Raw genomic sequence first — 24,834 nt, forward strand, 5'->3', positions numbered from 1 at the left:
GTGACCGAGGAGTACGGCCTGAGCCGGCGACAGCTGATCGTCGCGGACTGCATCGTCGCGCTCGGGTACGCCGTCCTCGTCGAGCTCACGATGACGCCGACCGGCGCCGGCGTGCTCGTCGTGATCGGTCTCGCGATCCCGATCGCCGTACGACGTGTTTGGCCGGTGTACGCGTTCGGTGTGGTCGCCGTGGTGTCCGTGATCGCGATCGCTGCCGGTCTGTTGCGCGATCCGCTGCTCGCCGCCGCGTACGTGCTGTACGTCGTCGCGCTCACCAGAGCGTCGGCGCGGCCGCTGTCCAGCCGTCGACTGATCTGGATGGCGGGGAGCGTCGGGTTCGTCGTTCTCGTGCTCGCGATGGTGGCGGGCGCACCGGCCGGGCGAGCCGATGTCGCGCTGGTGTTGACCGGGATCGCGGCGCTGTACGGGGCGTGGATCCTGGGGCAGGTCGTGCGGGACCGGCGTGCGGCGGCGGCGCGAGCGGCGCGGGTACTGGCGGAGCAGGCGGTGGCGGAGGAACGGTTGCGGATCGCGCGTGAGCTGCACGACATCGTTGCCCACAGCATGGGATTGATCGCGGTCAAGGCCGGCGTCGCGAACCATGTGCTGGCGGTGCGCCCCGAGGAGGTGTCGGACGCGTTGTCGGTGATCGAGTCCACGAGCCGGGATGCGCTGGTCGAACTGCGGCACATGCTCGGCCTGTTGCGTACGTCGAGTGAGCCGGCGGACCTCGCGCCACCGGCCGGGTTGGCCGCGTTGCCGGAGATGGTTTCCCGGGTCGAGTCGACGGGCGTGCGGGTCGAGCTCGCGGTCGACGTACCGGACGAGCTCCCGGAGGCGGTCGCGCTGACGGTCCAGCGGATCGTGCAGGAGTGCCTGACGAACGTGACGAAGCATGCGCGGGCGCGGCGCTGCCGCGTGGCGATCAGCACGTCCGCGAACGGCGTACGGCTGGAGGTGACCGACGACGGGGTCGGTGGCGCTGTGGTGGAAGGGCACGGGCTGATCGGGATCCGGGAGCGAGTGAGCATGTACGACGGGACGCATCGGGCCGGGCCGCGCGCGGAGGGCGGCTTCGAGGTGGTCGTCGAGCTGCCACATCAGCGGGTGGCGCGGTGACCGATATCCGAGTGCTGGTCGCGGACGACCAGGCGTTGCTGCGCGGGAGCTTCCGGGTGCTGATCGACACGACGCCCGGGCTGATCACGGTTGGCGAGGCTGCTAACGGAGCCGAGGCGATCGAGATCGCGCGCCAGGAGCAGCCCGATGTGGTGCTGATGGACGTCCGGATGCCACACCTCGACGGCATCGAGGCGACGCGGCAGATCTGTCAGCAGGACGAGGCCGCTCGAGTGCTGATGCTGACGATGTTCGACCTCGACGACTCGGTGTACGCCGCTCTGCGAGCCGGCGCGAGTGGGTTCCTGCTGAAAGACGTGCCGCCGGCCGAGTTGCTGCAGGCGATCCGGGTCGTCGCGGCCGGCGAGGGGCTGCTCGCGCCGTCGATCACGCGGCGGCTGATCGCGGAGTTCGCCCGGACCGCCGAACCGGGGCAGGCGCCGCTGGTCGGGCTCGACGGGGTGACCGATCGAGAACGCGAAGTACTGGCTCTGATCGCCCGCGGGCTGTCCAACGAGGAGATCTGCGCGCACCTGCACGTGGGCCGCGGCACGGTGAAGACGCACATCGGCCACCTGCTCGCCAAGTTGCACGCGCGCGACCGCGCCCAGCTGGTGATCGCCGCCTACGAATCCGGTCTGGTGCAACCACGGCGGCGATGACTCCGAGCTCTGGTTCGACAGGCGAGACCCGCGGACCCTATGTCCGGACCAATGGCCGATACTTGACGCCAGTGAGGACACAGGTGAGGTACGCGTGACGGGCCTGCAGCAGCTGGCCGTCGTCGGGGCCGGCTTCGGCGCGGGCATCCTGACCTCGACCGTCGGCGTCGCGTCGCTCCTCAGCTTCCCGGTGCTGATCGCGCTCGGCATCCCACCGGTGGTCGCGAACGCGTCGAACACCCTCGGTCTGCTGCCCGGTGCGATGAGTGGCGCGATCGGCTACCGGCGGGAGCTGCGGGAGGTCCCGCGCACGCAGACGATCGCCGTCGTCCTGATCTGTTCGGTCGGGGCGATCGGGGGTGCCGCGCTGCTGCTCGCACTGCCGTCCCAGGTGTTCGCGGCGGCCGCGCCCTGGCTGATTCTCTTCACGTGCCTGATCGTCGGCGTCCAGCCGTGGATCTCGCGCTGGCTGCGGTCCCGCTCCACACATCCGCACGGCCTGCGGCGATCGATGTCACCGGCAACCGCCGTCTTCACCGCGTTGACCGGCGTGTACGGCGGGTACTTCGGCGCCGGCGCCGGCGTGATGATGATGGCCGTCCTCGGGCTCGGTCTGGACCTGGAGTTGCGGGTCGTCAACGGACTCAAGACCTTGGCGTTGTGCGCGGCCAACCTGGTCGCGAGCGTGATCTTCGTGTTCATCGCGGACCTCGACCTGGCCGCGGCCGGTCTGCTGGCGGCCGGCTCGATCGTCGGCGGGTACGTCGGCGCGCACATCGGACGCCGACTGCCCGCGACCTTCTTGCGGGTGCTGATCGTGCTGGCGGGCGTGATCGCCGCCGTACTGATGCTGCGTTAGACGTGCTGGTTGATCGCCCCGGCGGCGATCAGCAGGCAGATGCCGCCGTTGATGTACGGGTGGCTGACCAGGATCGCGACGAACTCGCGAATGGTTGCCGTCGGCCAGTAGTACGCCGCCGTCCGGGAGCCGACCACCTGACCGTTGACCTTCGCCTTGCGGGCGGTGAGCGCGGCGCGGAAGGCGTGGAAGTTGTTCGTGACGATCAGGCAGCGGTACTGCGGCCGCAACTGCACCATCAGGTCGCGGCTGAACGTCAGGTTCTCCCAGGTCGTCGTCGACTTGTCCTCGCGCAGGATCTGGTCGTCGGGCACCCCACGCTCGACCAGGTACGCCGCCATCGCGTGCGACTCGGGAAGATCCTCGCCCGGTCCCTGCCCGCCCGACGTGACGATCCGCGGCGAGCGGCCCTTCCGCAGCGCGCGCTCGTACACCTGCTTCGCACGGTCGAGGCGGCTGGCCAGCAGCGGCGGGACCCGCGAACCGATCACGCCCGAACCGAGGACCACGACGAAGTCCACCTTCCGCGAGGAGCGGATCCGGCTGTAGACGAACGCGTAGAGCAGGAAGCAGAGGAACAGGAACGAGATGTAGGTCAGCACCCCGAGCAGAACCGACCGTACGGCGGCCAACGGCTCCCAGCCGATCTTCTGCACCAGCACGCTGAAGATGACGAACCCGATGATCCCGAGACCGACCAGCAGCGACAGCAGGTTGGACAGCCGACGGCGCTCGCGGCGCAGCATCGTGACGCCGTTGATCACCAGGAAGACCGCGAGGACGGCGATCGCCAGCGGGATCGCGGCCACGATCGCCACCACCAGCCACCGGGCCGCGGTCTGGTTCACCGTCTCGACCGCGAAGATCACGCCGAGGCCGGCGAACATCAAGGTCAGGACCAGGAAGATCCCGTTCTTGAACAGCCGCCGGTCGCGCAGGAAGCTGACGCCGAAGATCAGGAACCAGAAGGCGGCGGCGCCGAAACAGATGACCATCGGGCGCCATCAAAGCACGCTCCGTCGCTGAGGTGGGGGACGCTCGGGGCGTGGCTCGGGGTGTGGACGGGCCAGCCGTTCCGGGGGCCGGTGTGCGAGGCTGCGGGGGACGGGGCCGGGTGGTCGAGGAGAGGCAGGGGCGACGTGAGTGCTGTCACGAACTGGGCTGGGAACGTCAGCTTTGCGAGCGAGCTGCAGCGGCCGCGGTCGGTCGAGGAACTGCAGGAGCTGGTCTCCGCCGCGGAGAAGGTGCGCGTACTCGGCACCGGGCACTCCTTCAACCGGATCGCCGACAGCACCGGTGCGCTGGTCAGCGTGCAGGACCTGCCGCAGGTCATCGAGATCGGCGAGCGCGGCGTGACCGTCTCCGCCGGTCTCCGGTACGGCGAGATCACGGCGGCCCTGCAGGCTCAGGGGCTCGCGCTGCACAACCTCGGTTCGCTGCCGCACATCTCGGTGGCCGGCGCGTGCTCGACCGGGACGCACGGGTCCGGCGACACCAACGGTCCGCTCGCCGACGCCGTCAACGCGATCACGTTCGTGAACGCCGCGGGCGAACTCGTCACGCTCACGCGGGACGACCCGGACTTCGCGGGGTCGATCATCTCGCTGGGCGCGCTCGGGGTGACCGTGAGCCTGACGCTCGACGTACAGCCGTCGTACCAGATCAGTCAGGTGGTGTACGACGGGTTGCCGGTCGAGCGGCTCTCGACGGATCTGGACGCGGTGACGGGCAGCGCCTACAGCGTGAGCTCGTTCACCGACTGGCTCGACCCGGACGTGATGGTCTGGCGGAAGCAGCGTGACCTGAGCCCGCCCGACCCCGAGTGGCTGGGCGCGCGCCTCGCCGACGGTGCGCGGCACCCGATCAAGGTGATGCCGGCCGACTACGCGACGCAGCAGGGCGGGGTCCCCGGTCCGTGGAACGAGCGGCTGCCGCACTTCCGGCTCGAGTTCACCCCGAGCAACGGGGACGAACTGCAGTCGGAGTACTTCGTGCCGCGGGATCGGGCCGTGGAGGCGTTCGAGGTACTGCGGGCCTTGGGCCAGCAGTTCGCGCCGGTCCTCCAGGTGTCGGAGGTGCGCACGATCGCCGCCGACGAGCTGTGGCTGAGCCCGAGCCAAGGGCGGGACACAGTCGCGCTGCACTTCACCTGGGTCCAGGACGAGTCCGTCGTACGGCCGGTCGTCGCGGCGCTTGAGGAACGGCTCGCACCGCTGGACGCGCGACCGCACTGGGGCAAGGTCTTCGAGGCCGACGCGGCTGTCCTCGCCGAGCGCTACTCCAAGGTCCCCGACTTCATCGCGCTGGCCGCCAAGTACGACCCGACCGGCAAGTTCCGCAATCCCTACCTGGACACCTACCTGCCCCGTTAGAAGGGGGTGTCCTCCAGGGTCGTGGTGATGGTCCAGAGGAGGTTGCGGAGGGTACGGCGGTCCTCGGGCGTGAGGCGGGAGAGCGCGCGGCGGCCGGCGCGGTCGTAGACCTCCTGGATCGTGTGGGCCAGTTCGACGCCGCGGTCGGTGAGTTCGATGCCGACCTGGCGCGCGTCGGTCGCGTTGCGGACCCGGCGTACCAGACCGGCGGCTTCCATGCGCTGGGTGGTCTTGGTGGCGGTGGGGACCTCGACGTCGAGCACCTTCGCGAGTCGCGCCACCGGGAGGGAACCGTGGTGCAGCAGCTTGGCGAGCACGAGTTCCTGGCCGGTGTGCAGCTCGGTGCCGGCGAGCTCCTCGGCGACCGCCTTCCGCGCCACGCGGTCCGCGAACCGCAGCGCGATCAGCACATCAGCCTCATCCGCCGGCGCCGCAGCCGACCACTCCACCTGCCCACGCCCCTCCGCGCCGGCCTCAGCTGCGGGTGCGGTTGGGTTCTGATCGGTGTCGGTCATGTGTGGCTCCGCGGGCGGAAGGGGTTCCTGGCGTCGTAGTCGCCGACGTACTCGGTCGGGATGGCGGGCTCGCCGCGGCTGAGTTGGCTGGCGGAGCGGGGGAGTTCGTCGCGGACCTTCTCGTGGTGGGCCTGGGACTCGGCCGGGGTGGTCCGGCCGACGACCTTGCCGGCCTCGACCAACGAGCGCAGCAGCACCCGGTCGTCACCGTCGTCGACCGGCTGCTCGCCGACACCGATCAGCTCGATCTCCGCGACCCCGGTCGCGGACCGGCGCCGCAGCGCCCACTTCCGGCCGCCGATCGAGATCTTGTCCGGGCTCTTCTTCGCGACCGGGACCAGTTCACCGCTCGCGTCCTCCCGGGCGACCAGCTTGTACACGAACCCGCAGGTCGGGTACCCGGACCCGGTGACCAGCGACGTCCCCACGCCGTACCCGTCGACCGGCGCCGGGGCCAGCGCGGCGATCTGGAACTCGTCCAGGTCGCTGGTCACGATGATCCGGGTCTTCGCCGCACCGAGCGAGTCGAGCTGCTCGCGGACCTGCCCGGCCAGCGACGGGAGGTCGCCGGAGTCCAGCCGGACCGCGCCCAGCTCGGGGCCGGTCAGCTCGATCGCCGTCCGGACCGCCTCGGCGACGTCGTAGGTGTCGACGAGCAGCGTCGTCCCCTTGCCGAGCGCGTCGATCTGGGACCGGAACGCGTCCTGCTCCCGGTCGTGCAGCAGCGTGAACGAGTGCGCCGCGGTCCCGGTGCTCGGAATGCCGAACCGGCGGGCCGCCTCCAGGTTCGAGGTCGCGCTGAACCCGGCGATGTACGCCGCGAGCGCGGACGCGACCGCCGCCTCCTCGTGGGTGCGCCGCGAGCCCATCTCGATACAGGGCCGCCCACCGGCCCACCAGGTCATCCGGGAGGCGGCTGAGGCGACCGCGGAGTCGTGGTTCAGGATGGAGAGGAAAACGGTTTCCAATAGCACTGCCTCGGCGAAGCTGGACTCGACCACGAGCACCGGGGAGCCCGGGAAGAAGATCTCGCCGTCGGCGTATCCGGAGACATCGCCGGTGAACCGGTAGTCCGCCAGCCAGTCCCGGGTAGCCTGGTCCACGATGCCGCGATCGGCCAGGAAGGCGATCGTCTGCTCGTCGAACCGGAACTGTTCGAGCGCGTCGAGGAGCCGGTTGACGCCGGCCACCACGCCGTACCGGCGGCCGTCCGGGAGGCGGCGGGCGAACAGCTCGAACACCGAGCGGCGCTGCGCCGTGCCGTCGGCCAGGCTGGCCTGCAGCATGGTCAGCTCGTAGTGGTCAGTCAGTAACGCCGTCGAGTGGCTCACAAGAGCAGCCTATTGCGAGACCGAACACGATCTATTGCGAGACCGAACACGATGATGGAGAGAATGGACCGGTGACCACCGCACCAAGCGAGCTCGAGAGCGCCGAGGTCGACGAGGCGATCGAGCTGAGCCCGCCCTGGGTGACCATCGTCTGGAACGATCCGGTCAACCTGATGGACTACGTGACGTTCGTGTTCCAGACGTACTTCGGCTACTCCAAACAGAAATCGGAGAAGCTGATGATGCAGGTGCACCAGGAGGGGAAGTCGGCGGTCTCGAACGGTAACCGGGAAGCGATGGAACGCGACGTGGAAGCGATGCACACCTACGGCCTGTGGGCCACCTGCGAGAAGTCGTGACGCGGTTCCGCAAGCGCCGTAAGACCGTCGTCGTCAGTTTCGCCGAGCACGAGGCGGACATCCTCGCGAACCTGCTCCGCAACCTGGTCGAGCTGCTGTACGACGGTCTGCCGCCGCGCTCGGCCGAGTCGTCGGACCCGCTCGCCGCGCTGCTGGAGTCGGACGGGCCGACCTCGCCGCCCGAGGACGTCGTACTGCAGCGGCTGTTGCCGGACGCGTACCAGAAGGACGACCTGGCGGCGGCCGAGTTCCGCCGGTTCACCGAGCGGGGGCTGCGGGAGGGGAAGGTCACCGACGCGAAGCGGGTGCTGTCCGCGCTGGAGGAGTCCGGCGCCGACGAGATCGCGCTGGAGCCGGACGAGCAGCTGTCCTGGTTGCGCGCGATCAACGACCTGCGGCTGGCGATCGGCACCCGTCTCGACATCAAGGACGAGGACGACTACAACACCTGGGAGAAGCTCGCCGACGACGACCCCCGCCGCCTCACGTACGACCTGTACGACTGGCTGGGTTACCTCCAGTCGGCGCTGCTGCACAACATGCGGTGAAGCAGTTCCGCGCTTCGCGCGGGGTGGAGGGGGCGGCTGGGTTATCTGCAGTCTGCTCTTCTGCATAACATGCGGTGAGTGAGCTATCCGAAGGTTGGTGCGCCGGACTTCCCTGGGGTCGAGCGTGAGGTTCTCGAGTACTGGGACCGGGATCAGACGTTCCGTGCCTCGCTGAAGGGTGCGGACGAGTTCGTCTTCTACGACGGACCGCCGTTCGCGAACGGGTTGCCGCACTACGGGCACCTGTTGACCGGGTACGTGAAGGACGTCGTACCGCGGTACCAGACGATGCGCGGGCACCGGGTCGAGCGCCGGTTCGGGTGGGACACGCACGGGTTGCCGGCCGAGCTCGAGGCGCAGCGGGTGCTCGGGCTGAAGACCAAGGCGGAGATCCTCGAGCTCGGGATCGAGAAGTTCAACGAGGCGTGTCGCGCGTCGGTGCTGAAGTACACCGACGAGTGGCGCAGCTACGTCACCCGGCAGGCGCGGTGGGTCGATTTCGAGAACGACTACAAGACCCTGAACCGCGACTACATGGAGTCGGTGATCTGGGCGTTCAAAACGCTCTACGACAAGGGCCTGGTGTACGAGGGCCTCCGTGTCCTCCCGTACTGCTGGAACGACGAGACCCCGCTGTCCAACCACGAGCTCCGGATGGACGACGACGTCTACCAGCCGCGCCAGGACCCGTCGGTGACGGTCGCGGTCGAGCTGGAGACCGGTGAGCGCCTGCTTGCCTGGACGACCACGCCCTGGACGCTGCCGAGCAACCTCGCGATGGCGGTCGGACCGGACGTCGACTACGTCGTGGTGAACGACTCCGAGGGCCGTCCGACGATTCTCGCGGAGGCCCGGCTGGCCGCGTACACGTCGCCGCACGGAGACATGCCCGGTCTCGGCGACGAGGTGCTGCGGCGGCTGAAGGGCTCGGATCTGATCGGCCGGCGGTACACGCCGCTGTTCGACTTCCTGGCCGACACACCCAACGCGTTCCAGGTCATCGCCGCGGAGCACGTGACGACCGACGACGGTACGGGCGTCGTTCACATGGCCCCGGCATACGGCGAGGAGGACCAGCTCGCGTGTGATGCCGCCGGGATCCCCACGGTCCTGACCGTGGACGACGGCGCACTGTTCACGTCGCTCGTTCCGCCGTACCAGGGGATGCATGTCTTCGAGGCGAACCGGCCGATCATCCGCGACCTGCGCGCGGCGGGCGCGTTGGTTCGCGAGGACAGCTACGTGCACAGCTACCCGCACTGCTGGCGGTGCCGGAACCCGCTGATCTACAAGGCGGTCTCGAGCTGGTTCGTCGAGGTGACCCGGATCCGGGACCGGATGGTCGAGCTCAACGAGCAGATCACCTGGGTGCCGGAGCACGTGAAGCACGGCCAGTTCGGCAAGTGGTTGTCGAACGCGCGCGACTGGTCGATCAGCCGGAACCGGTTCTGGGGTTCACCGATCCCGGTGTGGCGGTCCGACGACCCGTCGTACCCACGGATCGACGTGTACGGGTCGATCGAGGAGCTGGAGCGCGACTTCGGCGTACAGGTCCCGGATCTGCATCGCCCGTACGTCGACGAGCTCACCCGGCCGAACCCGGACGACCCGACCGGGAAGTCCACGATGCGCCGGGTGCCGGATGTGCTGGACGTCTGGTTCGACTCGGGGTCGATGAGTTTCGCGCAGGTGCACTACCCGTTCGAGAACACGGACTGGTTCGAGAGCCACTTCCCGGGCGACTTCATCGTCGAGTACATCGGGCAGACCCGCGGCTGGTTCTACACGCTGCACATCCTCGCGACGGCGCTGTTCGACCGGCCGGCGTTCTCGTCGTGTCTGAGTCACGGGATCGTGCTCGGCAACGACGGCCAGAAGATGAGCAAGTCGCTGCGGAACTATCCCGACGTCACCGAGGTGTTCGACCGGGACGGCGCGGACGCGATGCGCTGGTTCCTGATGTCGAGCCCGATCCTGCGCGGCGGCAACCTGATCGTCACCGAGGACGGTATCCGGGACGGCGTACGGCAGACGTTGATCCCGTTGTGGAACGCCTGGTCGTTCTTCACGCTGTACGCCAACACGGCCGGCGTCACCGGCACCTGGTCGACCGGGTCGACGGACGTCCTGGATCGCTACCTGCTGGCTCGGCTGCGCGGTCTGGTTCTCGACGTTCAGGAACACTTGGACCGCTACGACATCGCGACGGCCTGCGACGCGGTCCAGGGCTTCGTCGACGTCCTGACCAACTGGTACATCCGTCGTTCCCGCGACCGTTTCTGGGCCGGTTCGCAGGACGCGATCAACACGCTCTACACCGCGCTCGAAGTGCTGTGCCGGACGGCGGCGCCACTGATCCCGCTCGTGACCGAGGAGATCTGGCGCGGGCTGACGGGCGAGCGGTCGGTGCACCTGACCGACTGGCCGTCCGTGGCGGAACTGCCCGACGACCCGGAACTGGTCGCGCGGATGGAGAAGGCGCGCGAGGTGTGCTCGGTCGCGTCGTCGATCCGGAAGGCGGCCGGGATCCGGGCGCGACAGCCGCTGCTCACGCTGACGGTGGCGACCTCGGTCGACCTCGCGTCGCTGGTGCCGTTGATCGCTGCCGAGGTCAACGTTCGCGAGGTCGTGCTGACCACGGCCGACGCCGTCGACGCGCCGGTGTCGCAGCGGTTGACCGTGAACGCGCGAGCGGCCGGTCCGCGGCTCGGACGCGACGTACAGCAGGTGATCAAGGCGTCGAAGAGTGGCGACTGGTCGGTTTCTCCGGACGGCGTGGTGGTTGCCGGTGGCATCGAGCTGGCCGAGGGGGAGTACACCCTGGAGACGACGCTGGCCGACGGCGGTTCCGCGAGCGGGCTGCTGGCGGGTGGCGGGTTCGTCGTACTCGACACGACGGTGACGCCGGAGCTCGAGGCCGAGGGGGTCGCGCGGGACGTGATCCGGGCGATCCAGCAGGCGCGCCGCGACGCCGGCCTGGAGGTCGCCGACCGAGTCCAACTGACGCTGACCGCCGAGCCCGCTGTACTGGCCGCCGTCGAGACCCACCGCGCTCTGATCATGGCCGAGACGCTCGCCACCGCCCTGGAGCTCGCCGAAGGCCCCGAGCTATCGGTCGGTATTCGGCATCTCGACAGGTAGTGCACCGCCGAGACGCTGTACGCGCGGCGCCGATTACGCTCAGGTGCACTACCTGACCGGCTGACACCTCCTGTCGAGCTGCCGATCTGGCGCGGCGGCGGGTCGCCTAGGGTTGCGGGTATGGAGACGCGGACGTTGGGGCGGACCGGGCGGGACGTGGGTGTGGTCGGACTTGGCGCGTGGCAGCTCGGTGCGGACTGGGGGTCGGTGGACGAGAGCGACGCGCTCGCCGTACTGCGGTCCGCGGTCGAGGGCGGCGTGACGTTCATCGACACCGCGGACGTGTACGGCGACGGTCGCAGCGAGCGGCTCGTCGGGCAGGTGCTCTCGGCATACGACGGGTTGACGGTGGCGACCAAGATGGGTCGTCGGGTCGAGCAGGTGCCGGAGAACTACACGCTGGCGAACTTCCGCGCGTGGAACGACCGCTCCCGGCAGAACCTCGGCGTCGACACGATCGATCTGGTCCAGTTGCACTGCCCGCCGACGCCCGTCTACTCGAACGACGAGGTCTTCGACGCGCTCGACACGATGGTCGACGAGGGCCGGATCGCGGCGTACGGCGTGAGCGTCGAGACCTGCGCCGAGGCGCTGACCGCGATCGCTCGGCCGAACGTGGCGTCGGTGCAGATCATCCTGAACGCCTTCCGCCTGAAGCCGCTCGACGAGGTCCTCCCCGCCGCCCAGGCCGCCGGCGTCGGCATCATCGCCCGGGTCCCGCTCGCCAGCGGTCTGCTCTCCGGTAAGTACGACGAGCACACCACGTTCGGCGCCGACGACCACCGCACGTACAACCGCCACGGCGAGGCTTTCGACGTCGGCGAGACGTTCTCCGGCGTCGACTTCGGCACCGGCCTCGAAGCGGTACGCCGCCTCGCTCCCGCCCTCCCCGCCGGCGTCACGATGCCCCAGTTCGCCCTCCGCTGGATCCTCGACCAGCCCGGCGTCACGGTCGTCATCCCCGGCGCCCGCAACCCCACCCAGGTAGCCGGCAACACCTCCGCCGCCACCCTCGCCCCGCTCACCCCCGCGCAACAGTCCACAGTCCGCGAGACCTACGACACCCTCCTGAAGCCCCAGATCCACAGCCGCTGGTAACGCACTGTCCGCCATGTGGACCGACTCCGTGGTTGGCGGGGTCGGTCGCGCGGTCGCCGTACCGTGGAGGCGTGCTGGTCATCGAGAGGGCGACGTTCGACGCGATTGTGGCGCACGCGCGGAAGGATCATCCGGACGAGGCGTGTGGTGTGGTCGCGGGGGCCGAGGGGTCGGATCGGGCCACCCGGTTCATCCCGATGCTCAACGCGGCGATGTCGCCGACGTTCTACGAGTTCGACTCCGGGGACCTGCTGCGGCTCTACAAGGAGCTGGACGAGCGGGACGAGGAGCCGGTGGTGATCTACCACTCGCACACCGCCACCGAGGCGTACCCGTCGCGGACCGACATCAACCTGGCCCAGGAGCCCGGCGCGCACTACGTGCTGGTGTCGACGCGGGACGGTGCGGACTCCCCGGCGTACGACGGTCCGGTCGAATTCCGCTCGTACCGGATCATCGACGGCGAGGTCACGGAAGAAGAAGTACGCGTGGTTGGTTCTTATACAGAAACCTCTGAAGGAGAAGACTGAGTATGGCGATCGAGCTGCGCGTGCCGACGATCCTGCGCACCTACACCGGTGGTGCGAAGGCGGTCGACGGCGCCGGCGCGACCCTGGCCGAGTTCATCGACGACGTGAACGGCAACCACCCGGGCCTCAAGGAGCGCATCGTGGAGGGTGAGCCGGAGGAACTGCGCCGGTTCGTGAACGTGTACGTGAACGACGAGGACGTCCGGTTCACCGGCGGCCTGAAGACCGGCGTCAAGGACGGCGACGTCGTCGTCGTGCTGCCCGCGGTCGCCGGCGGCTGAGCCCCGACCCCGCCGGAAAGGACTGACGAGATGCGCTTCGACAGCCTGCTCGACTCGGTCGGCGGTACGCCGCTGGTCGGACTGCCGCGGTTGTCGCCGTCGGGCGACGTACGCCTGTGGGCGAAGCTCGAGGACCACAACCCGACCGGTTCGATCAAGGACCGGGCGGCGCTGCGGATGCTGCTGGACGCGGAGAAGGACGGCCGGCTCCGCCCGGGCACCACGATCCTCGAACCGACCTCCGGCAACACCGGCATCTCGCTGGCGATGGCGGCCAAGCTGCGCGGCTACCGGATGGTCTGCGTGATGCCGGAGAACACCTCCGAGGAACGCCGCCAGATCCTGCGGATGTGGGGCGTCGAGATCATCTCGTCCCCGGCCGCGGGTGGGTCCAACGAAGCGGTCCGGGTCGCGAAGCAGGTCGCGGAGGAGCACCCCGACTGGGTGATGCTGTACCAGTACGGCAACCCGTCGAACGCCCTCGCGCACTACGACGGCACGGCGCGCGAGATCCTCGAGGACCTGCCGTCGGTCACGCACTTCGTCGCCGGCCTCGGCACCACCGGCACGCTGATGGGCGCCGGCCGGTTCTTCCGGGAGTACAAGCCCGAGGTGAAGATCGTCGCCGCCGAGCCGCGGTACGGCGAACTCGTCTACGGCCTGCGCAACCTCGACGAGGGCTTCGTCCCGGAGTTGTACGACGAGACGCTGATCGACGCCCGCTTCTCGGTCGGCCCGCGGGACGCCGTCCGCCGGGTTCGGGAGCTGCTCGACAACGAGGGCATCTTCGCCGGCATCTCGACCGGCGCGATCCTGCACGCGGCGCTCGGCCAGGCGGCCAAGTGCGTGCGGGACGGTGAGTCCGCGGACATCGCGTTCGTGGTCGCGGACGGCGGCTGGAAGTACCTGTCGACCGGCGCGTACGAGGGCACCATCGACGAGGCCGAGGACCGGCTGGAAGGTCAGCTCTGGGCCTGATCGGCTGTTGCTGGTCGGTTGCTGGTCGGTTGCTGGTCTGGCTGCTCGGCGTCGAGGTGGCGGACTGGCAAGCCACGTTCCACGCAGGACCGGAGGAGACCGCGGCGACGGTGCTCGCCGGCTACCGGGAGACGGTTGCCGAGGCGAACGCGGCGGTCGCGTCGTGGGACGACCTCGCAGCTGCGGGGCCGAAGCCGGGTAGGCGCGGCGCACCGACGCGGCGGTGGACGCTCGTGCATCTCGTCGAGGAGACCGCCCGGCACGCCGGGCATGCCGACATCCTGCGCGAGCAGGTGGACGGCCGGATCGGGCGTTGAACTGCGTGGCCGGGCCGGCGGGCGGAGTGCCGGTCCGAGCCGTCGGTGCCTGTTGTTGCCTAGGGCACCTAGAGGGGGGTTACGTCATGTCCGCCTACGGTTCTTTGAACAGGACTCGGCGACCGAGCCGGGGATGGACCCCGCGACCCTTGCAGCTGCTGCAGGGGCGCTGGGCGTAGCTGAAGAGGCTGCCGTGGTGCCGGCCGGCACCTTTGCACCTGTTGCACTTGGCGTTCGGGTGCAGGGACAGCGAGACGACGTAGAAAGCCAACGCCGCCATCAGCACCACCAGCAGCATCCCGGTCGGCCCGATGGCCGTCGCGACGCTTGCCACGGTGCTGTTGTTCGACTCCGCGGCCCGGCTCGCCGTCTGCCCTGCGGCAGTCACGTGGTCGGGCTGTGGAGTTGGTGCGGTAGTCAGAGCCACCGCGATGTGGTGCGCCAGGTTCATGGCGTCACGAGGGGCGGTCGAACAAACATCGGTCCAGAGTGGCGTGCATCACGCGAAAAGGCAATTCCATAACGTAAAGATGTGGATAACCTCGGCGTGTCGTTCGCAACGGTTAGGTAAGGCTGCCTTCGGGTCTGCCCGCGAGCGGACCTGTATAAGCTCTGCGCTGTGGCAGACGCACCGGTGGGGATCTTCGACTCGGGCTTCGGGGGACTCACCGTCGCCCGCGCGGTACTCGATCAGTTGCCGCACGAACCGATCCTGTACCTCGGTGACACGGCGCGGCAGCCGTACGGCCCGAAGCCGATCGCCGAGGTCCGCGAGTACGCGCTCGAGTGTCTGGACCATCTGGTCGAGGCCGGTGTGAAGATGCTCGTCATCGCGTGCAACTCGGCGAGTGCCGCGATGCTGCGGGACGCCCGCGAGCGGTACGACGTACCGGTGGTCGAGGTGATCCTGCCGGCGGCGCGGCGTGCGGTCGCCGCGACGCGGAACCAGCGGGTCGGCGTGATCTGCACGCGGGCCACGGCGCAGTCGCTCGCGTACGAGGACGGGTTCGCGGCGGCGCCGCAGGTCGAGCTGTTCACCCGCGCCTGCCCGCAGTTCGTCGACTTCGTCGAGTCCGGGGTGACGTCCGGTCCGGAGCTGCTCGAAGCCGCGCACGAGTACCTCGATCCGCTGGTCGAGGCCGGCGTCGACACACTGATCCTCGGTTGCACGCACTACCCGTTGCTCACCGGCGTTATCTCGTACGTGATGGGTGACAACGTGACGCTCGTCAGCAGTGCGGAGGAGTGCGCCAAGGACGTGTACGGCGTCCTCACGAAGACCGGTCTGCTCCGCCCCGACAACCTCCCGGCGCCGCAGCATCGCTTCGTCACCACCGGCAGTCCGGACGAGTTCGCCGCCATCGGTTCGCGCTTCCTCGGGCCGGTGCTCTCCGCGGTCGATCAGTTCGCCTGGGTCCGCTGACGCCGCACCGTGTGACCTGCATCCCACCGGGGCTGTTGTCCAGGGCACCGGAAACGTCACGATGCCTGTGTAGTAACCGGATCGACGCGTCCGATGGTCCTGCGAACCGGCGGACGCGCCGGTAATCTTCCAGGTATGAAGCTCACCGTGATCGGTTGCTCCGGGTCCGTACCCGGGCCGGACTCGGCCGCCTCGAGCTATCTGGTCACGGCTGACGGGTTCCACCTGCTCCTCGACCTCGGTAGTGGCGCGCTCGGTGCCCTCCAACGGCACCTGGCCGTTCCGGAAATCGGCGCGATCGGCCTGTCCCACTTGCATCCTGACCACTGCATGGATCTGTGCGGGTTGTACGTCGCGGCGCGGTACGCACCGGGTTCGCCGATCCCACGCATCCCGGTGTTCGGACCGCCCGGTACGTCGGAGCGGATGGCGCTGGCGTACGACCTGCCGCTCGACCCGGGAATGGAGGAGGAGCTGGAATTCCATGCCTGGAAGGAAGTTCAGCAGGTCGGGCCCTTCACGATCCGGACCGCGCCGATGGTGCACCCGGTGCCGGCGTACGCGATTCGGGTTGAGTACGGCAACAAGTCGCTGGTCTACACCGGCGACACCGGGCCGAACGACGCGCTGATCGAGCTGGCCCGTGGCGCCGACGTGTTGTTGTCCGAGGCCGCGTTGCCCGACAACGATCCGAACAACCCGGTCGACCTGCATCTGACGCCGTCCGACGCCGGTGAGCATGCGAAGAAGGCCGGCGTGAAGCGGCTGATCATCACGCACGTACCGCCGTGGTACGACCGCAACACCCAGGCCGAGAACGCTCGGCGCACGTTCTCCGGTCCGGTCGAGATCGCGACACCGCATGCCGTTTTCGACATCTGACGGGGTCCGCCTGTGGACCGCGACCACAGGCGCGGCGACCGAGGGAGTCCCCGCGGTCGTGATCGTGCACGGCGGGCCCGGGCTCTGGAGTGATCACGCCGTACTCGCCGGGATGCTCGACGACCTCACTGTCGTGCACCGTTTCGACCAACGCGGGTGCGGCCGGTCAGGCCCGTCCGACGTCCAGACGATGGCGCGGCATGCTCAGGACATCGACGAGCTGCGCGCGTACTTCGGTCATGGGCGGATCGTGGTCATCGGGCACTCGTTCGGCGCGACACAGGCGCTGAACTACGCGGCGTCGTACGGCGATCACGTGGCCGGCGTCGTCTACTTCGACGGGGTCGGCATCGGCGACTGGCAGACGGCGTGCGAGGCGGAGGAGGCGCGGCGGCGGACTCCCGAGCAGACGGCGCGGCTCGAGAACCTGTCCGGCCGCAAGCGGACGCCCGCCGAGGAGACCGAGTTCCGCGTGCTGGCGTGGTTCACCGATCACGCCGATCGTGAGCGTGCGATGGCCTGGGCGCACGACAGTGCGGCCGTGGACCTGCCGATCAACTTCGCCGTGAACCGCGCGCTGACCGCCGAGGTCGAGAGTTGGGGCGACGACGGGATCGTCGCCCGGGCCGCGGCGATCACCGCGCCTGTCACCTTCGTGCACGGCGAGGGCGACCCACGCCCGGTGTCGGCGGTGCGTGAGCTCGCCGTGCACACGCCGAATCACACGTTTGCTGTGATCTCCGGGGCCGGCCACGATCCGTGGCTCGAGCAGCCGGAACTCGTGCGGGAGGTGTTGCGAACCGCGGTGAAGCGGTAGACAGATCGCGATTCTGAGATCTACTCTCAAATTAGAGTTGATCTCAGAAAGGTATCTGTCATGTCCGATGTCCCGTTGGATCCGCGCCGCTGGTGGGCGCTCGGAGCGATGTCCGTCAGCCTGATCGTGGTCGGGCTGGACCTGACCGTGCTGAACGTCGCGCTGCCGACCCTGGCGACGGATCTGCAGGCGTCGACGAGTCAGCTGCAGTGGTTCGCGAACGCCTACACGCTGGTGCTCGCCTCGCTGCTGCTGCCGGCCGGGCTGCTCGGCGACCGGTTCGGGCCGAAGCGCCTGATGCTCGGTGCTCTGGTGATCTTCGGGCTCGCGTCCACGGCCTGCGCGTTCGCCGACTCGCCCGGCCAGCTGATCGCCGCGCGGGCCGCTCTGGGCGTCGGTTCGGCGTTCCTGATCCCGCTCTCGATGTCGCTCCTGAATATCCTGTTCGCGCCCGAGGAGCGGCAGCGCGCGATGACCATCTGGCTGATGGCGAACTCGATCGGCATCCCGCTCGGCCCGCTGCTCGGCGGCTGGCTGCTGGATCACTACCGCTGGGGTTCGATCTTCCTGATCAACCTGCCACTGGTCGCCATCGGACTCGTGGCAGTCGCGCTGCTGATCCCCAGGACTGCCGGTCACCAGTCCCGCAGGATCGACGTACCCGGGATCCTGCTGACCGCGGCCGGCCTGGGGTCGCTGACCTACGGCTTCATCGCGGCGGGGGATCGCGGGTGGGGATCGCCGTGGTCGCTCGGTGGCATTGCGGTCGGGCTGCTTTTCCTGGCGGCGTTCGGGGTCTGGGCCCGGCGTACCGTGGATCCGTTGGTCGACCTGAAGTTGTTCCGGTCGCCGGGGTTCACGTGGGGAACGGTGCTCGCGACCTTGGCGTCGTTCGCGTTGGTGGGGCTGCTGTTCGTGCTGCCGCAGTTGTTCCAGGCCGTGCAGGGCGCGGACGCCTTCCAGGCCGGACTGCGGTTGCTGCCGATCATCGGCGGCATGCTGATCGGCGCCAAGGTCGCCGAGCGGCTGGTCGAGCGGGCGGGCGCGCGGACGTCCGTGGTGGTCGGGTTCTCGCTGATGCTGGTCGGGTTGGCGCTCGGGGCGTTCACGAAGGTCGGTGACGGGTACGGCTTCACCGCAGTCTGGGTCAGCCTCGTCGGGGTGAGTATCGGCTTCACGTTGCCGCCGATGAACGGGCTGGCGCTCGCGGCGTTGCCGATCGAGCGCAGCGGCTCCGGATCCGCGCTGATCCAGGCGTCGCGTCAGGTCGGCGGAACGCTCGGGGTGGCGATCCTCGGGACCGTGCTGAACTCGGCGTACCGGGACCACCTGGACGTTGGCGGACTCCCGCCCGCGGCCGCCGCCGCGGCCCGCGACAGTGCCTCCGCCGCGATCGCGATCGGTTCGCCGGACGTGACCCGTTCCGCGCGCGCCGCGTTCGTCGACGGGATGGACGTGACGCTGTGGGCGTGCAGCGGGCTCGCGGTGGTCTCGATCGTCCTCGCGCTGGCGTTCCTGCCACGCCGTACGCGGACTGCCGACACCGAGCGGGAGAAAGTTGCCACAATCGGAGCATGAGTGGGTTGCGTGAGCGGAAGAAGGCGAAGACCCGGGCGGCGATCCAGGAGCATGCGCTGCGGTTGTTCCGCGACCAGGGGTACGCCGAGACGACGGTCCAGGAGATCGCGGCGGCGGCCGAGGTGTCGCCGGCGACGTTCTTCCGGTACTTCGCCACCAAGGAGGACACGATCGTCCTCGACCGCCTCGATCCGGTGATGATCGAGCTGTTCCGCCGGCAGCCGCCCGAGCTGCACCCGACCGACGCGTTGCGCGCGGCGATCCGGGAGAGTCTCGGCGTACTGACCGAGGACGAGTGGGCGCTGGAATCCGAACGCCAGCAGCTGGTTCTCAACGCTCCTGAACTTCGCGTCCGGATGCTCGACCAGTTCTACGAAGGGATCGACCTGCTGGCCGAGCTCGCTTCGGAACGGACCGGTCGGCCGGCCTACGATTTCGTGGTTCGTGCCTGGGCCGGGGCGGTCGTCGGCGTGGTGATGGCGACGTACGAGACGGCGGTCAGTGCACCGCTCCCGCAGTACCTCAGCACGATGGACCGGGCCTTCGATCTGTTGTCCGGTGCATTTCCGATGGAACCGGTAGGGGACCCGGCACAGTCGTAGAGTTCGTCGCCGCGTCCGTGCGGCGTTCGACGAAGGAGACTGATGTCGCGCAGGTTGGGTGTTGTCGTCACGGTGCTGCTGGCGGGCGGGATGCTGGCGTCGTGCGGAGTGGAACACAAGTCCAGCGCGGCGCCGCCAGCGGCCGAACCGACGATCCCGCTCCAGACGTCCGTCGAGCCGACCGTTGAGCCAACCACTGCGACTCCGACGACGCCGACTCCGACGCCGACAGTGACCACTCCGTCGAACAACCAGGTGCTGACCAAGAACAAGCTCTACTCGGTCTCGATCAAGTCCACCGGTTGCCGCAAACCCAAGGCGAAGCCGACCAACCCGTCCGGAGTCAACGCGTTCTACCGCGGCCTCGAGCAGTGCCTGAACCGCGGCTGGCCGGCCACGGTCAAAGCAGCCGGATACACGTTCCGGCCGCCACGGATCCTCGTCATGTACGCCACGACCAATACGCCGTGCGGCCCGAGCGCTCCCTACGTGTCGTTCTACTGCACGACGGACAAGACCATCTACTTGCGCGGCGACGAGATCCTGATCAGCAATCGCGACTTCGGGTACATCGGGGCGTCGTGGTGGGCGTCGCATGTGGGGACGCACGAGTACGGGCACTACATCCAGGAGCTGACCGGCATCATGACGGCGTTCCAGGAGCTGTACGCCACCGCGCCGAACCAGGCGGCCAAGGCTCAGCTCGAACGGCGCCTCGAACTGCAGGCGTCGTGTCTCGGGCACGTGTTCCTGACGGCCAACCGGCACAGCTACCCGATCACCTCGCAGATGCGGAACGACTGGGGCTGGCAGATCATCAGCCTCGACAATCACGGCAGCAAGGCGAACCAGCAGTACTGGATCAACCGTGCCCGCGCGCTCAAGCGGCCGGGTGCGTGCAACACGTTCGCCGCACCGGCCGCGCAGGTTGCCTAGGCCACGTTCTCGCTGACGGGCTCGAGCACCGTGTCGCCCGGTCGCAGACCGAACGCCTCGGCTGCCGATCCGCCGCGGATGACCAGCTCGGTGAACCCGGTGCCGGAGCTGCCGGGGACGATGCCCGGTGAGTTCCGCGGTACGGCGGTCAGGTGCGGGTAGCAGGTCACGTCGACGATCCTGGTCGACCCGTCATCGTTGCGCTGGGCAACGGCCAAGGTGTCGCCCGGGACCAGGTCGAGCGCGCGGTCGAGCTTGCAGTTGCCGAAGTTGTCGACGACGCTCACCACTGGCTCCCCGTCGAGGACCTCCGGTACGGCGGTCTCGGTCGCGGGCAGCGCACGTCCGTCGGCGACCCACTTGGCCAGCAACGGCAGGTACCACAGGCTGCGGAACTGGGTGCCCGCGATCTTCTCGGTCTCGGCCGCGCCGAAGCCGGCCGCCGCGACGACATCGCGGATGTCCGTGACGTAGACCCGGTCGATCCCGAGCTCCCGGCGTACCAGGGAGAGGGCGCGGGCGTTGAAGGTACTCGCGACCAGGTGCTTGCCGTACCAGAAGAAGCAGAACGGTACGCCGTTCGGCCAGACGCCGTCGCGGGGCGCGATGTTCAGCAGCGTGATGGTCGGGTGGCCGTCTTCGCCCAGCAGCTCCAGAGATTGCAGGCAGTCGAGCAGGGTGAGCGCGGCGAACGACTCCGGATCGGGTCCGTCGGCCGCGACGATCGTCGGGGACTGGCCGAGGAGCGCGCCGATCCGGGTGCTGAGTCTGGCGCGGGCGTTGGCGTCGTAACAGTCGGTGATGTACGTGATCGGGTACATGACGTGGCTCCAAGAATGTGCACAGCGCTTGCAGTGGCTGGAAACGAAAGAGGCCCCCGACATCGGGGGCCTCTCGCTGCAAGCACACGTGCCTACGCCGCTAGAGTCCTCCGCATCGAGGGCTCAGCATTCGCATCGCGGCGTACCTGGTCACGTCAGGGATGGTAACACCCTCACTTCGCCTGACCGTTGTCGAAATAGGTCACCAGGGCCGGGTCGAGCGTGGGGATGTCCTGCGGTACGCCGTTCGCGCGCAGGGACTCGGTCGCGGCGTAGCCGGCGGCGACCGCGGCGCGGGCGGCGACCGGGGAGGTGAGCGTCGCGCCGCCGTCGCGGACGAAGCTCACGAACTCCGCGACCAGGTGCGGGTCGGCGCCACCGTGGTTCTCGTTGTCGCCGCCGATCTCGACGACCTGGTCCGCGTCCTCGCGGTACCCGGAGCGGCGGCTGTTCCAGACCTTCACCACGCCGCCCGGACTGTCACCGAAGTTCTCCAGCCGGCCGTGGGTGCCGATCACCGTGTAGTTGCGCCAGTAGTCCGGCGTGTAGTGGCACTGCTCGTAGGTGAGGAAGACGCCGTTGTCCAGCAGCAGGTTCGCCATCGAGATGTCCTCGACGTCCATCACCGGCGCCAGGCCCTTCTGCTCCAGCGGCGGCCAGTTGTCGTTGGACACGAACTCCCGGAACCGCTGGCCCGAGCGGTCCATGCGGTCGGTGATGTCGCCGTACAGGGTCAGTGCGCCCATCGCGTTCACCCGGGTTGTGTAGCCGCCGGCCAGCCAGTGCATCACGTCGATGTCGTGGGCGCCCTTCTGCAGCAGCAGCCCGGTGGTCCGGCTCCGGTCGGCGTGCCAGTCCTTGAAGTAGAAGTCGCCGCCGTGCCCGACGAAGTGCCGGCACCAGATCGCCTTCACGTCACCGATCGCGCCGTCCTGGATCAGCTGGCGCATGGTGAGGACGACGGGCATGTGGCGCATGTTGTGGCCGACGTACAGCCGGGCGCCGGACTCGTACGCCGCGCGCAGGACCCGGTCGCAGCCCTCGGTGGTGATCGCCAGCGGCTTCTCCACGAACACCGAGACGCCGGCCTCGAGGAAGTCGACCGCCGGTCCCTCGTGCAGGTCGTCCGGGGTGGTCAGGAACACGCCGTCGAGCTTCTGGTCCAGCAGCTCGGTGTGGTCGGCGTACGCGGTCGCCTCCGGATACAGCTCGAGCGCCGCGTCCCGCTGCGGTGCCGACGGGTCGGCGAGGGCGACGACCTCGGACCCCTCGCCGGGACGGTGCGCGTACTGCGCGATGCGGCTACGGGCCCCGAGCCCCACCACGCCAAACCGAAGATCAGTCATACCAGGCAACTCCTGCACATAGTTGTTTGTAGCAGCCTAACTCCGAGCAATTCTGCCAATCAATCACCCGTCCTCCAGCTGGAATTGGCTGAGAAGACATCCACCGCACATCGGCGTCTCGCTCCGTGCGCGGACCATGGCGGAATGTGAACCTCCACTACGTGGCACTGGGGGACTCGACCACCGTAGGCGTCGGGGACCCGATGAACGGCAGCAGTACGACGGATCTGTCCGGTGCCGGTGCGCGCCCGGGCGAGGGGTGGCGGGGCTGGGCCTCGCTGCTCGCCGACTCCCTGGCCAGCACCCACCGTGTGACGTTCTCCAACTTCGCGACCAGCGGCGCCACCGTGCCGGTCGTCGCGACCGAGCAACTGCCCTCCACCGGCGATGGCCCGATCGACATCGCCTCACTGATCGTCGGGGTCAACGACACCCTGCGATCGACGTTCGACGCGGGACGGATCCGCGAGCACCTGACCGAGTGCGCGGAACAGCTCACCAACCGGGGCGCCTTGCTGCTCACGGTGCGGTTCCACGACCACGGCAAGGTGTTCGGTCTGCCGCGCTGGCTGCGGCGGCCGCTGTGGCACCGGATCGAGCAGGTCAACGTCGCCTTCGACGACCTGCACGCCCGGTACGGCGGGATCCGGCTGGACATGGCCGACTATCCCGAGGTGTACCGGCGGGACTTCTGGAGCGTCGACCGGCTGCATCCCGGTGAGCTCGGACACCGCAAGCTCGCCCGGGCCTTCGCCGACGAGCTGGCGGTCCGCGGGGTGCGGATCGGCGTACCGCCGGATCTGGACTGTGCGCACCGGTCGCCGAGCCGCTGGGCGGACGCGGTCTGGCTGGTGAAGGAAGGAGCGCCCTGGGTAGGACGCCGCGCCAACGACCTGCTGCCCTGGGCCGCCCGGATGGCGGTCACGCAGCTCCGGCCGGGCGCTTCGCCGCTCACGTCCAATGCGGAGGTCCAGCGCCTGGAGGCATAGGGTCGGGGGCATGGCCCGTATCGATGGACGTACTGCTGATCAGCTCCGACCGGTGACGGTGACCCGGAACTGGCTCGACCACGCCGAGGGCTCCGTGCTGGTCGAGTTCGGTCGGACCCGGGTGCTCTGCGCCGCGAGCGTGACCGAGGGTGTGCCGCGCTGGCGCAAGGGCTCCGGTCTGGGCTGGGTCAGCGCGGAGTACGCGATGCTGCCGCGGGCCACCAACACCCGTTCGGACCGCGAGTCGGTGAAGGGCAAGATCGGTGGCCGCACCCACGAGATCTCCCGGCTGATCGGGCGTTCGCTGCGAGCCGTGATCGACTACAAGGCACTCGGCGAGAACACGATTCTGCTGGACTGCGACGTACTGCAGGCCGACGGCGGGACGCGGACGGCGGCCATCACCGGCGCGTACGTCGCGCTCGCGGACGCGGTCTCGTGGCTGCGGGAGCGGAAGCTGCTGAAGAGCGAGCCGCTGACCGGCACGGTGTCCGCGGTGTCGGTCGGGATCATCGCCGGGGCGCCGATGCTGGACCTCTGCTACGAGGAGGATGTCCGCGCCGAGACCGACATGAACCTGGTGATCACCGGCGACGGCAAGTTCATCGAGGTCCAGGGGACCGCCGAGGGCGCGCCGTTCGACCGGGCCGAGCTGGACAACCTGCTGGCGCTGGGCACGACGGGATGCGCCGAGCTCGCCAAGATCCAGCAGGAGGCGCTGGCGTGACGAAAGTACTGCTGGCGTCGAACAACAAGAAGAAGCTCGAGGAACTGCGGCGGATCCTGACCCCGATCGTGCCGGGCATCGAGGTGCTCGGGCTCGGCGACGTCCCGCCGTACCCGGAACCGGCCGAGACCGAGCCGACGTTCGAGGGGAACGCGTTGCTGAAGGCGCACGCCGCGCTGAAGGCGACCGGTCTGCCGTCGATCGCGGATGACAGCGGGATCTGCGTGGACGCACTGAACGGCATGCCCGGGGTGCTCTCGGCGCGCTGGTCAGGGCCGGCGAAGGACAACCACGCGAACAACGTGCTGCTGCTCGGCCAGCTGGAGGACGTACCGGATGAGCGCCGCGGGGCGTCGTTCGTCGCGGCCGTGGCGTTCGCGCGCCTGGAGGGCCCGGACGACATCGTCCTCGGCGAGATGCGCGGCTCGGTGATCCGGGAGCTCCGCGGCACCGGCGGGTTCGGGTACGACGTACTGTTCCAGGCCGAGGGCTACGACCGGACCACCGCGGAACTGTCGATCGAGGAGAAGGACGCGATCAGCCACCGGGGCAAGGCGCTGCGGACACTGGCGCCGATCGTGGCCAAGGCGTTGGGGAGTTAGT

General features: G+C 68.9%; 27 protein-coding genes. 21 read left to right on the forward strand and 6 right to left on the reverse strand.

Translation table 11 applies throughout. The annotated features are described in order from the left end of the window. From ACWGID_RS06455 to ACWGID_RS06465, 3 genes are all read left to right on the forward strand, one after another. Complete coding sequence (locus ACWGID_RS06455) at positions 1-1,119, forward strand: histidine kinase (RefSeq protein ID WP_452195051.1); 1,119 nt, start codon at positions 1-3, stop codon at positions 1,117-1,119. Next, complete coding sequence (locus tag ACWGID_RS06460; RefSeq protein WP_452195052.1) at positions 1,116-1,781, forward strand: response regulator; 666 nt, start codon at positions 1,116-1,118, stop codon at positions 1,779-1,781. Before ACWGID_RS06455 ends, ACWGID_RS06460 begins: the two co-directional genes overlap by 4 nt. Before the next feature lie 94 nt (positions 1,782-1,875). Then, positions 1,876-2,640 carry a sulfite exporter TauE/SafE family protein gene (locus ACWGID_RS06465; RefSeq protein ID WP_452195054.1) on the forward strand — a complete coding sequence of 255 codons (765 nt, stop codon included), beginning with the start codon at positions 1,876-1,878 and terminating at the stop codon, positions 2,638-2,640. Here ACWGID_RS06465 and ACWGID_RS06470 read toward each other — a convergent pair. Next, on the reverse strand, positions 2,637-3,635 hold the full coding sequence (locus ACWGID_RS06470) for a YdcF family protein (protein WP_452195056.1): 999 nt from the start codon (positions 3,633-3,635) through the stop codon (positions 2,637-2,639). The two genes, ACWGID_RS06465 and ACWGID_RS06470, sit on opposite strands and share 4 nt — an antisense overlap. Before the next feature lie 144 nt (positions 3,636-3,779). On the opposite strand from ACWGID_RS06470, the gene ACWGID_RS06475 reads away from it, so the two are divergent. Next, entirely contained in the window at positions 3,780-5,012 is a 1,233-nt protein-coding gene (locus ACWGID_RS06475; protein WP_452195058.1) for an FAD-binding protein, read from the forward strand. Here ACWGID_RS06475 and ACWGID_RS06480 read toward each other — a convergent pair. Further along, complete coding sequence (locus ACWGID_RS06480) at positions 5,009-5,527, reverse strand: MarR family winged helix-turn-helix transcriptional regulator (protein ID WP_452195060.1); 519 nt, start codon at positions 5,525-5,527, stop codon at positions 5,009-5,011. The genes ACWGID_RS06475 and ACWGID_RS06480 overlap by 4 nt on opposite strands. After that, positions 5,524-6,813 (reverse strand): nicotinate phosphoribosyltransferase, encoded by a 1,290-nt coding sequence (locus ACWGID_RS06485; protein WP_452195602.1) that lies wholly within the window; start codon positions 6,811-6,813, stop codon positions 5,524-5,526. Before ACWGID_RS06485 ends, ACWGID_RS06480 begins: the two co-directional genes overlap by 4 nt. A gap of 116 nt (positions 6,814-6,929) precedes the next feature. Between ACWGID_RS06485 and clpS the strand changes: the two genes are divergently transcribed. The 8 genes from clpS (at position 6,930) to ACWGID_RS06525 (ending at position 14,110) form a co-directional block, all read left to right on the forward strand. Next, a complete protein-coding gene (clpS, locus tag ACWGID_RS06490) occupies positions 6,930-7,217 on the forward strand; it encodes an ATP-dependent Clp protease adapter ClpS (RefSeq protein WP_452195062.1) in 288 nt (95 codons plus the stop codon). Next, complete coding sequence (locus tag ACWGID_RS06495; RefSeq protein WP_452195064.1) at positions 7,214-7,765, forward strand: DUF2017 domain-containing protein; 552 nt, start codon at positions 7,214-7,216, stop codon at positions 7,763-7,765. The genes clpS and ACWGID_RS06495 overlap by 4 nt, the downstream gene beginning before the upstream one ends. A gap of 78 nt (positions 7,766-7,843) precedes the next feature. Continuing rightward, positions 7,844-10,906, forward strand: a complete 3,063-nt coding sequence (gene ileS / locus ACWGID_RS06500; protein ID WP_452195066.1) for an isoleucine--tRNA ligase — start codon at positions 7,844-7,846, stop codon at positions 10,904-10,906. Positions 10,907-11,026: 120 nt separating this feature from the next. After that, positions 11,027-12,004, forward strand: coding sequence for an aldo/keto reductase (locus ACWGID_RS06505; protein WP_452195068.1), 978 nt, complete (start codon positions 11,027-11,029; stop codon positions 12,002-12,004). Between the two features lie 71 nt (positions 12,005-12,075). Next, positions 12,076-12,534 carry a Mov34/MPN/PAD-1 family protein gene (locus tag ACWGID_RS06510; RefSeq protein ID WP_452195070.1) on the forward strand — a complete coding sequence of 153 codons (459 nt, stop codon included), beginning with the start codon at positions 12,076-12,078 and terminating at the stop codon, positions 12,532-12,534. Between the two features lie 2 nt (positions 12,535-12,536). After that, entirely contained in the window at positions 12,537-12,815 is a 279-nt protein-coding gene (locus ACWGID_RS06515; protein ID WP_452195072.1) for a MoaD/ThiS family protein, read from the forward strand. A gap of 30 nt (positions 12,816-12,845) precedes the next feature. Next, positions 12,846-13,793 (forward strand): PLP-dependent cysteine synthase family protein, encoded by a 948-nt coding sequence (locus ACWGID_RS06520; RefSeq protein ID WP_452195074.1) that lies wholly within the window; start codon positions 12,846-12,848, stop codon positions 13,791-13,793. Positions 13,794-13,822: 29 nt separating this feature from the next. After that, positions 13,823-14,110 (forward strand): mycothiol transferase, encoded by a 288-nt coding sequence (locus tag ACWGID_RS06525; RefSeq protein WP_452195076.1) that lies wholly within the window; start codon positions 13,823-13,825, stop codon positions 14,108-14,110. Between the two features lie 94 nt (positions 14,111-14,204). Here the strand turns inward: ACWGID_RS06525 and ACWGID_RS06530 are convergent, their stop codons facing one another. After that, positions 14,205-14,498 carry a hypothetical protein gene (locus tag ACWGID_RS06530; RefSeq protein WP_452195077.1) on the reverse strand — a complete coding sequence of 98 codons (294 nt, stop codon included), beginning with the start codon at positions 14,496-14,498 and terminating at the stop codon, positions 14,205-14,207. A gap of 231 nt (positions 14,499-14,729) precedes the next feature. On the opposite strand from ACWGID_RS06530, the gene murI reads away from it, so the two are divergent. The 6 genes from murI to ACWGID_RS06560 all read left to right on the forward strand — a co-directional run bounded on the left by murI (position 14,730) and on the right by ACWGID_RS06560 (position 20,348). Beyond that, positions 14,730-15,533 carry a glutamate racemase gene (gene murI / locus ACWGID_RS06535; RefSeq protein ID WP_452195079.1) on the forward strand — a complete coding sequence of 268 codons (804 nt, stop codon included), beginning with the start codon at positions 14,730-14,732 and terminating at the stop codon, positions 15,531-15,533. Between the two features lie 135 nt (positions 15,534-15,668). Further along, positions 15,669-16,415 carry an MBL fold metallo-hydrolase gene (locus ACWGID_RS06540; protein ID WP_452195081.1) on the forward strand — a complete coding sequence of 249 codons (747 nt, stop codon included), beginning with the start codon at positions 15,669-15,671 and terminating at the stop codon, positions 16,413-16,415. Beyond that, on the forward strand, positions 16,396-17,232 hold the full coding sequence (locus tag ACWGID_RS06545; RefSeq protein WP_452195083.1) for an alpha/beta fold hydrolase: 837 nt from the start codon (positions 16,396-16,398) through the stop codon (positions 17,230-17,232). The genes ACWGID_RS06540 and ACWGID_RS06545 overlap by 20 nt, the downstream gene beginning before the upstream one ends. A 60-nt stretch (positions 17,233-17,292) precedes the next feature. Continuing rightward, positions 17,293-18,810 (forward strand): DHA2 family efflux MFS transporter permease subunit, encoded by a 1,518-nt coding sequence (locus tag ACWGID_RS06550; protein WP_452195085.1) that lies wholly within the window; start codon positions 17,293-17,295, stop codon positions 18,808-18,810. Then, the gene (locus tag ACWGID_RS06555; protein WP_452195086.1) at positions 18,807-19,412 is read left to right on the forward strand and encodes an acyl-CoA-like ligand-binding transcription factor; all 606 of its coding nucleotides are present in this window, start codon (positions 18,807-18,809) and stop codon (positions 19,410-19,412) included. The genes ACWGID_RS06550 and ACWGID_RS06555 overlap by 4 nt, the downstream gene beginning before the upstream one ends. 42 nt (positions 19,413-19,454) lie before the next feature. Next, on the forward strand, positions 19,455-20,348 hold the full coding sequence (locus ACWGID_RS06560; protein WP_452195088.1) for a neutral zinc metallopeptidase: 894 nt from the start codon (positions 19,455-19,457) through the stop codon (positions 20,346-20,348). On the opposite strand, the gene ACWGID_RS06565 is transcribed toward ACWGID_RS06560, so the two are convergent. Beyond that, a complete protein-coding gene (locus tag ACWGID_RS06565; RefSeq protein WP_452195090.1) occupies positions 20,345-21,169 on the reverse strand; it encodes an SAM hydroxide adenosyltransferase in 825 nt (274 codons plus the stop codon). The genes ACWGID_RS06560 and ACWGID_RS06565 overlap by 4 nt on opposite strands. 173 nt (positions 21,170-21,342) lie before the next feature. Then, entirely contained in the window at positions 21,343-22,515 is a 1,173-nt protein-coding gene (locus ACWGID_RS06570; protein ID WP_452195091.1) for a Gfo/Idh/MocA family protein, read from the reverse strand. A gap of 161 nt (positions 22,516-22,676) precedes the next feature. Here ACWGID_RS06570 and ACWGID_RS06575 point away from each other — a divergent pair, with 161 nt between their 5' ends. From ACWGID_RS06575 to rdgB, 3 genes are read left to right on the forward strand one after another with little or no spacing between them, the layout of a single operon-like run. Continuing rightward, entirely contained in the window at positions 22,677-23,504 is an 828-nt protein-coding gene (locus ACWGID_RS06575) for an SGNH/GDSL hydrolase family protein (RefSeq protein ID WP_452195092.1), read from the forward strand. A gap of 10 nt (positions 23,505-23,514) precedes the next feature. Continuing rightward, a complete protein-coding gene (gene rph / locus ACWGID_RS06580) occupies positions 23,515-24,231 on the forward strand; it encodes a ribonuclease PH (RefSeq protein ID WP_452195094.1) in 717 nt (238 codons plus the stop codon). Then, positions 24,228-24,833, forward strand: coding sequence for an RdgB/HAM1 family non-canonical purine NTP pyrophosphatase (gene rdgB, locus ACWGID_RS06585; protein ID WP_452195096.1), 606 nt, complete (start codon positions 24,228-24,230; stop codon positions 24,831-24,833). Before rph ends, rdgB begins: the two co-directional genes overlap by 4 nt. The last annotated feature ends 1 nt before the right edge of the window (position 24,834 follow it).

The sequence above is a fragment of the Kribbella sp. NPDC054772 genome (assembly GCF_053611945.1).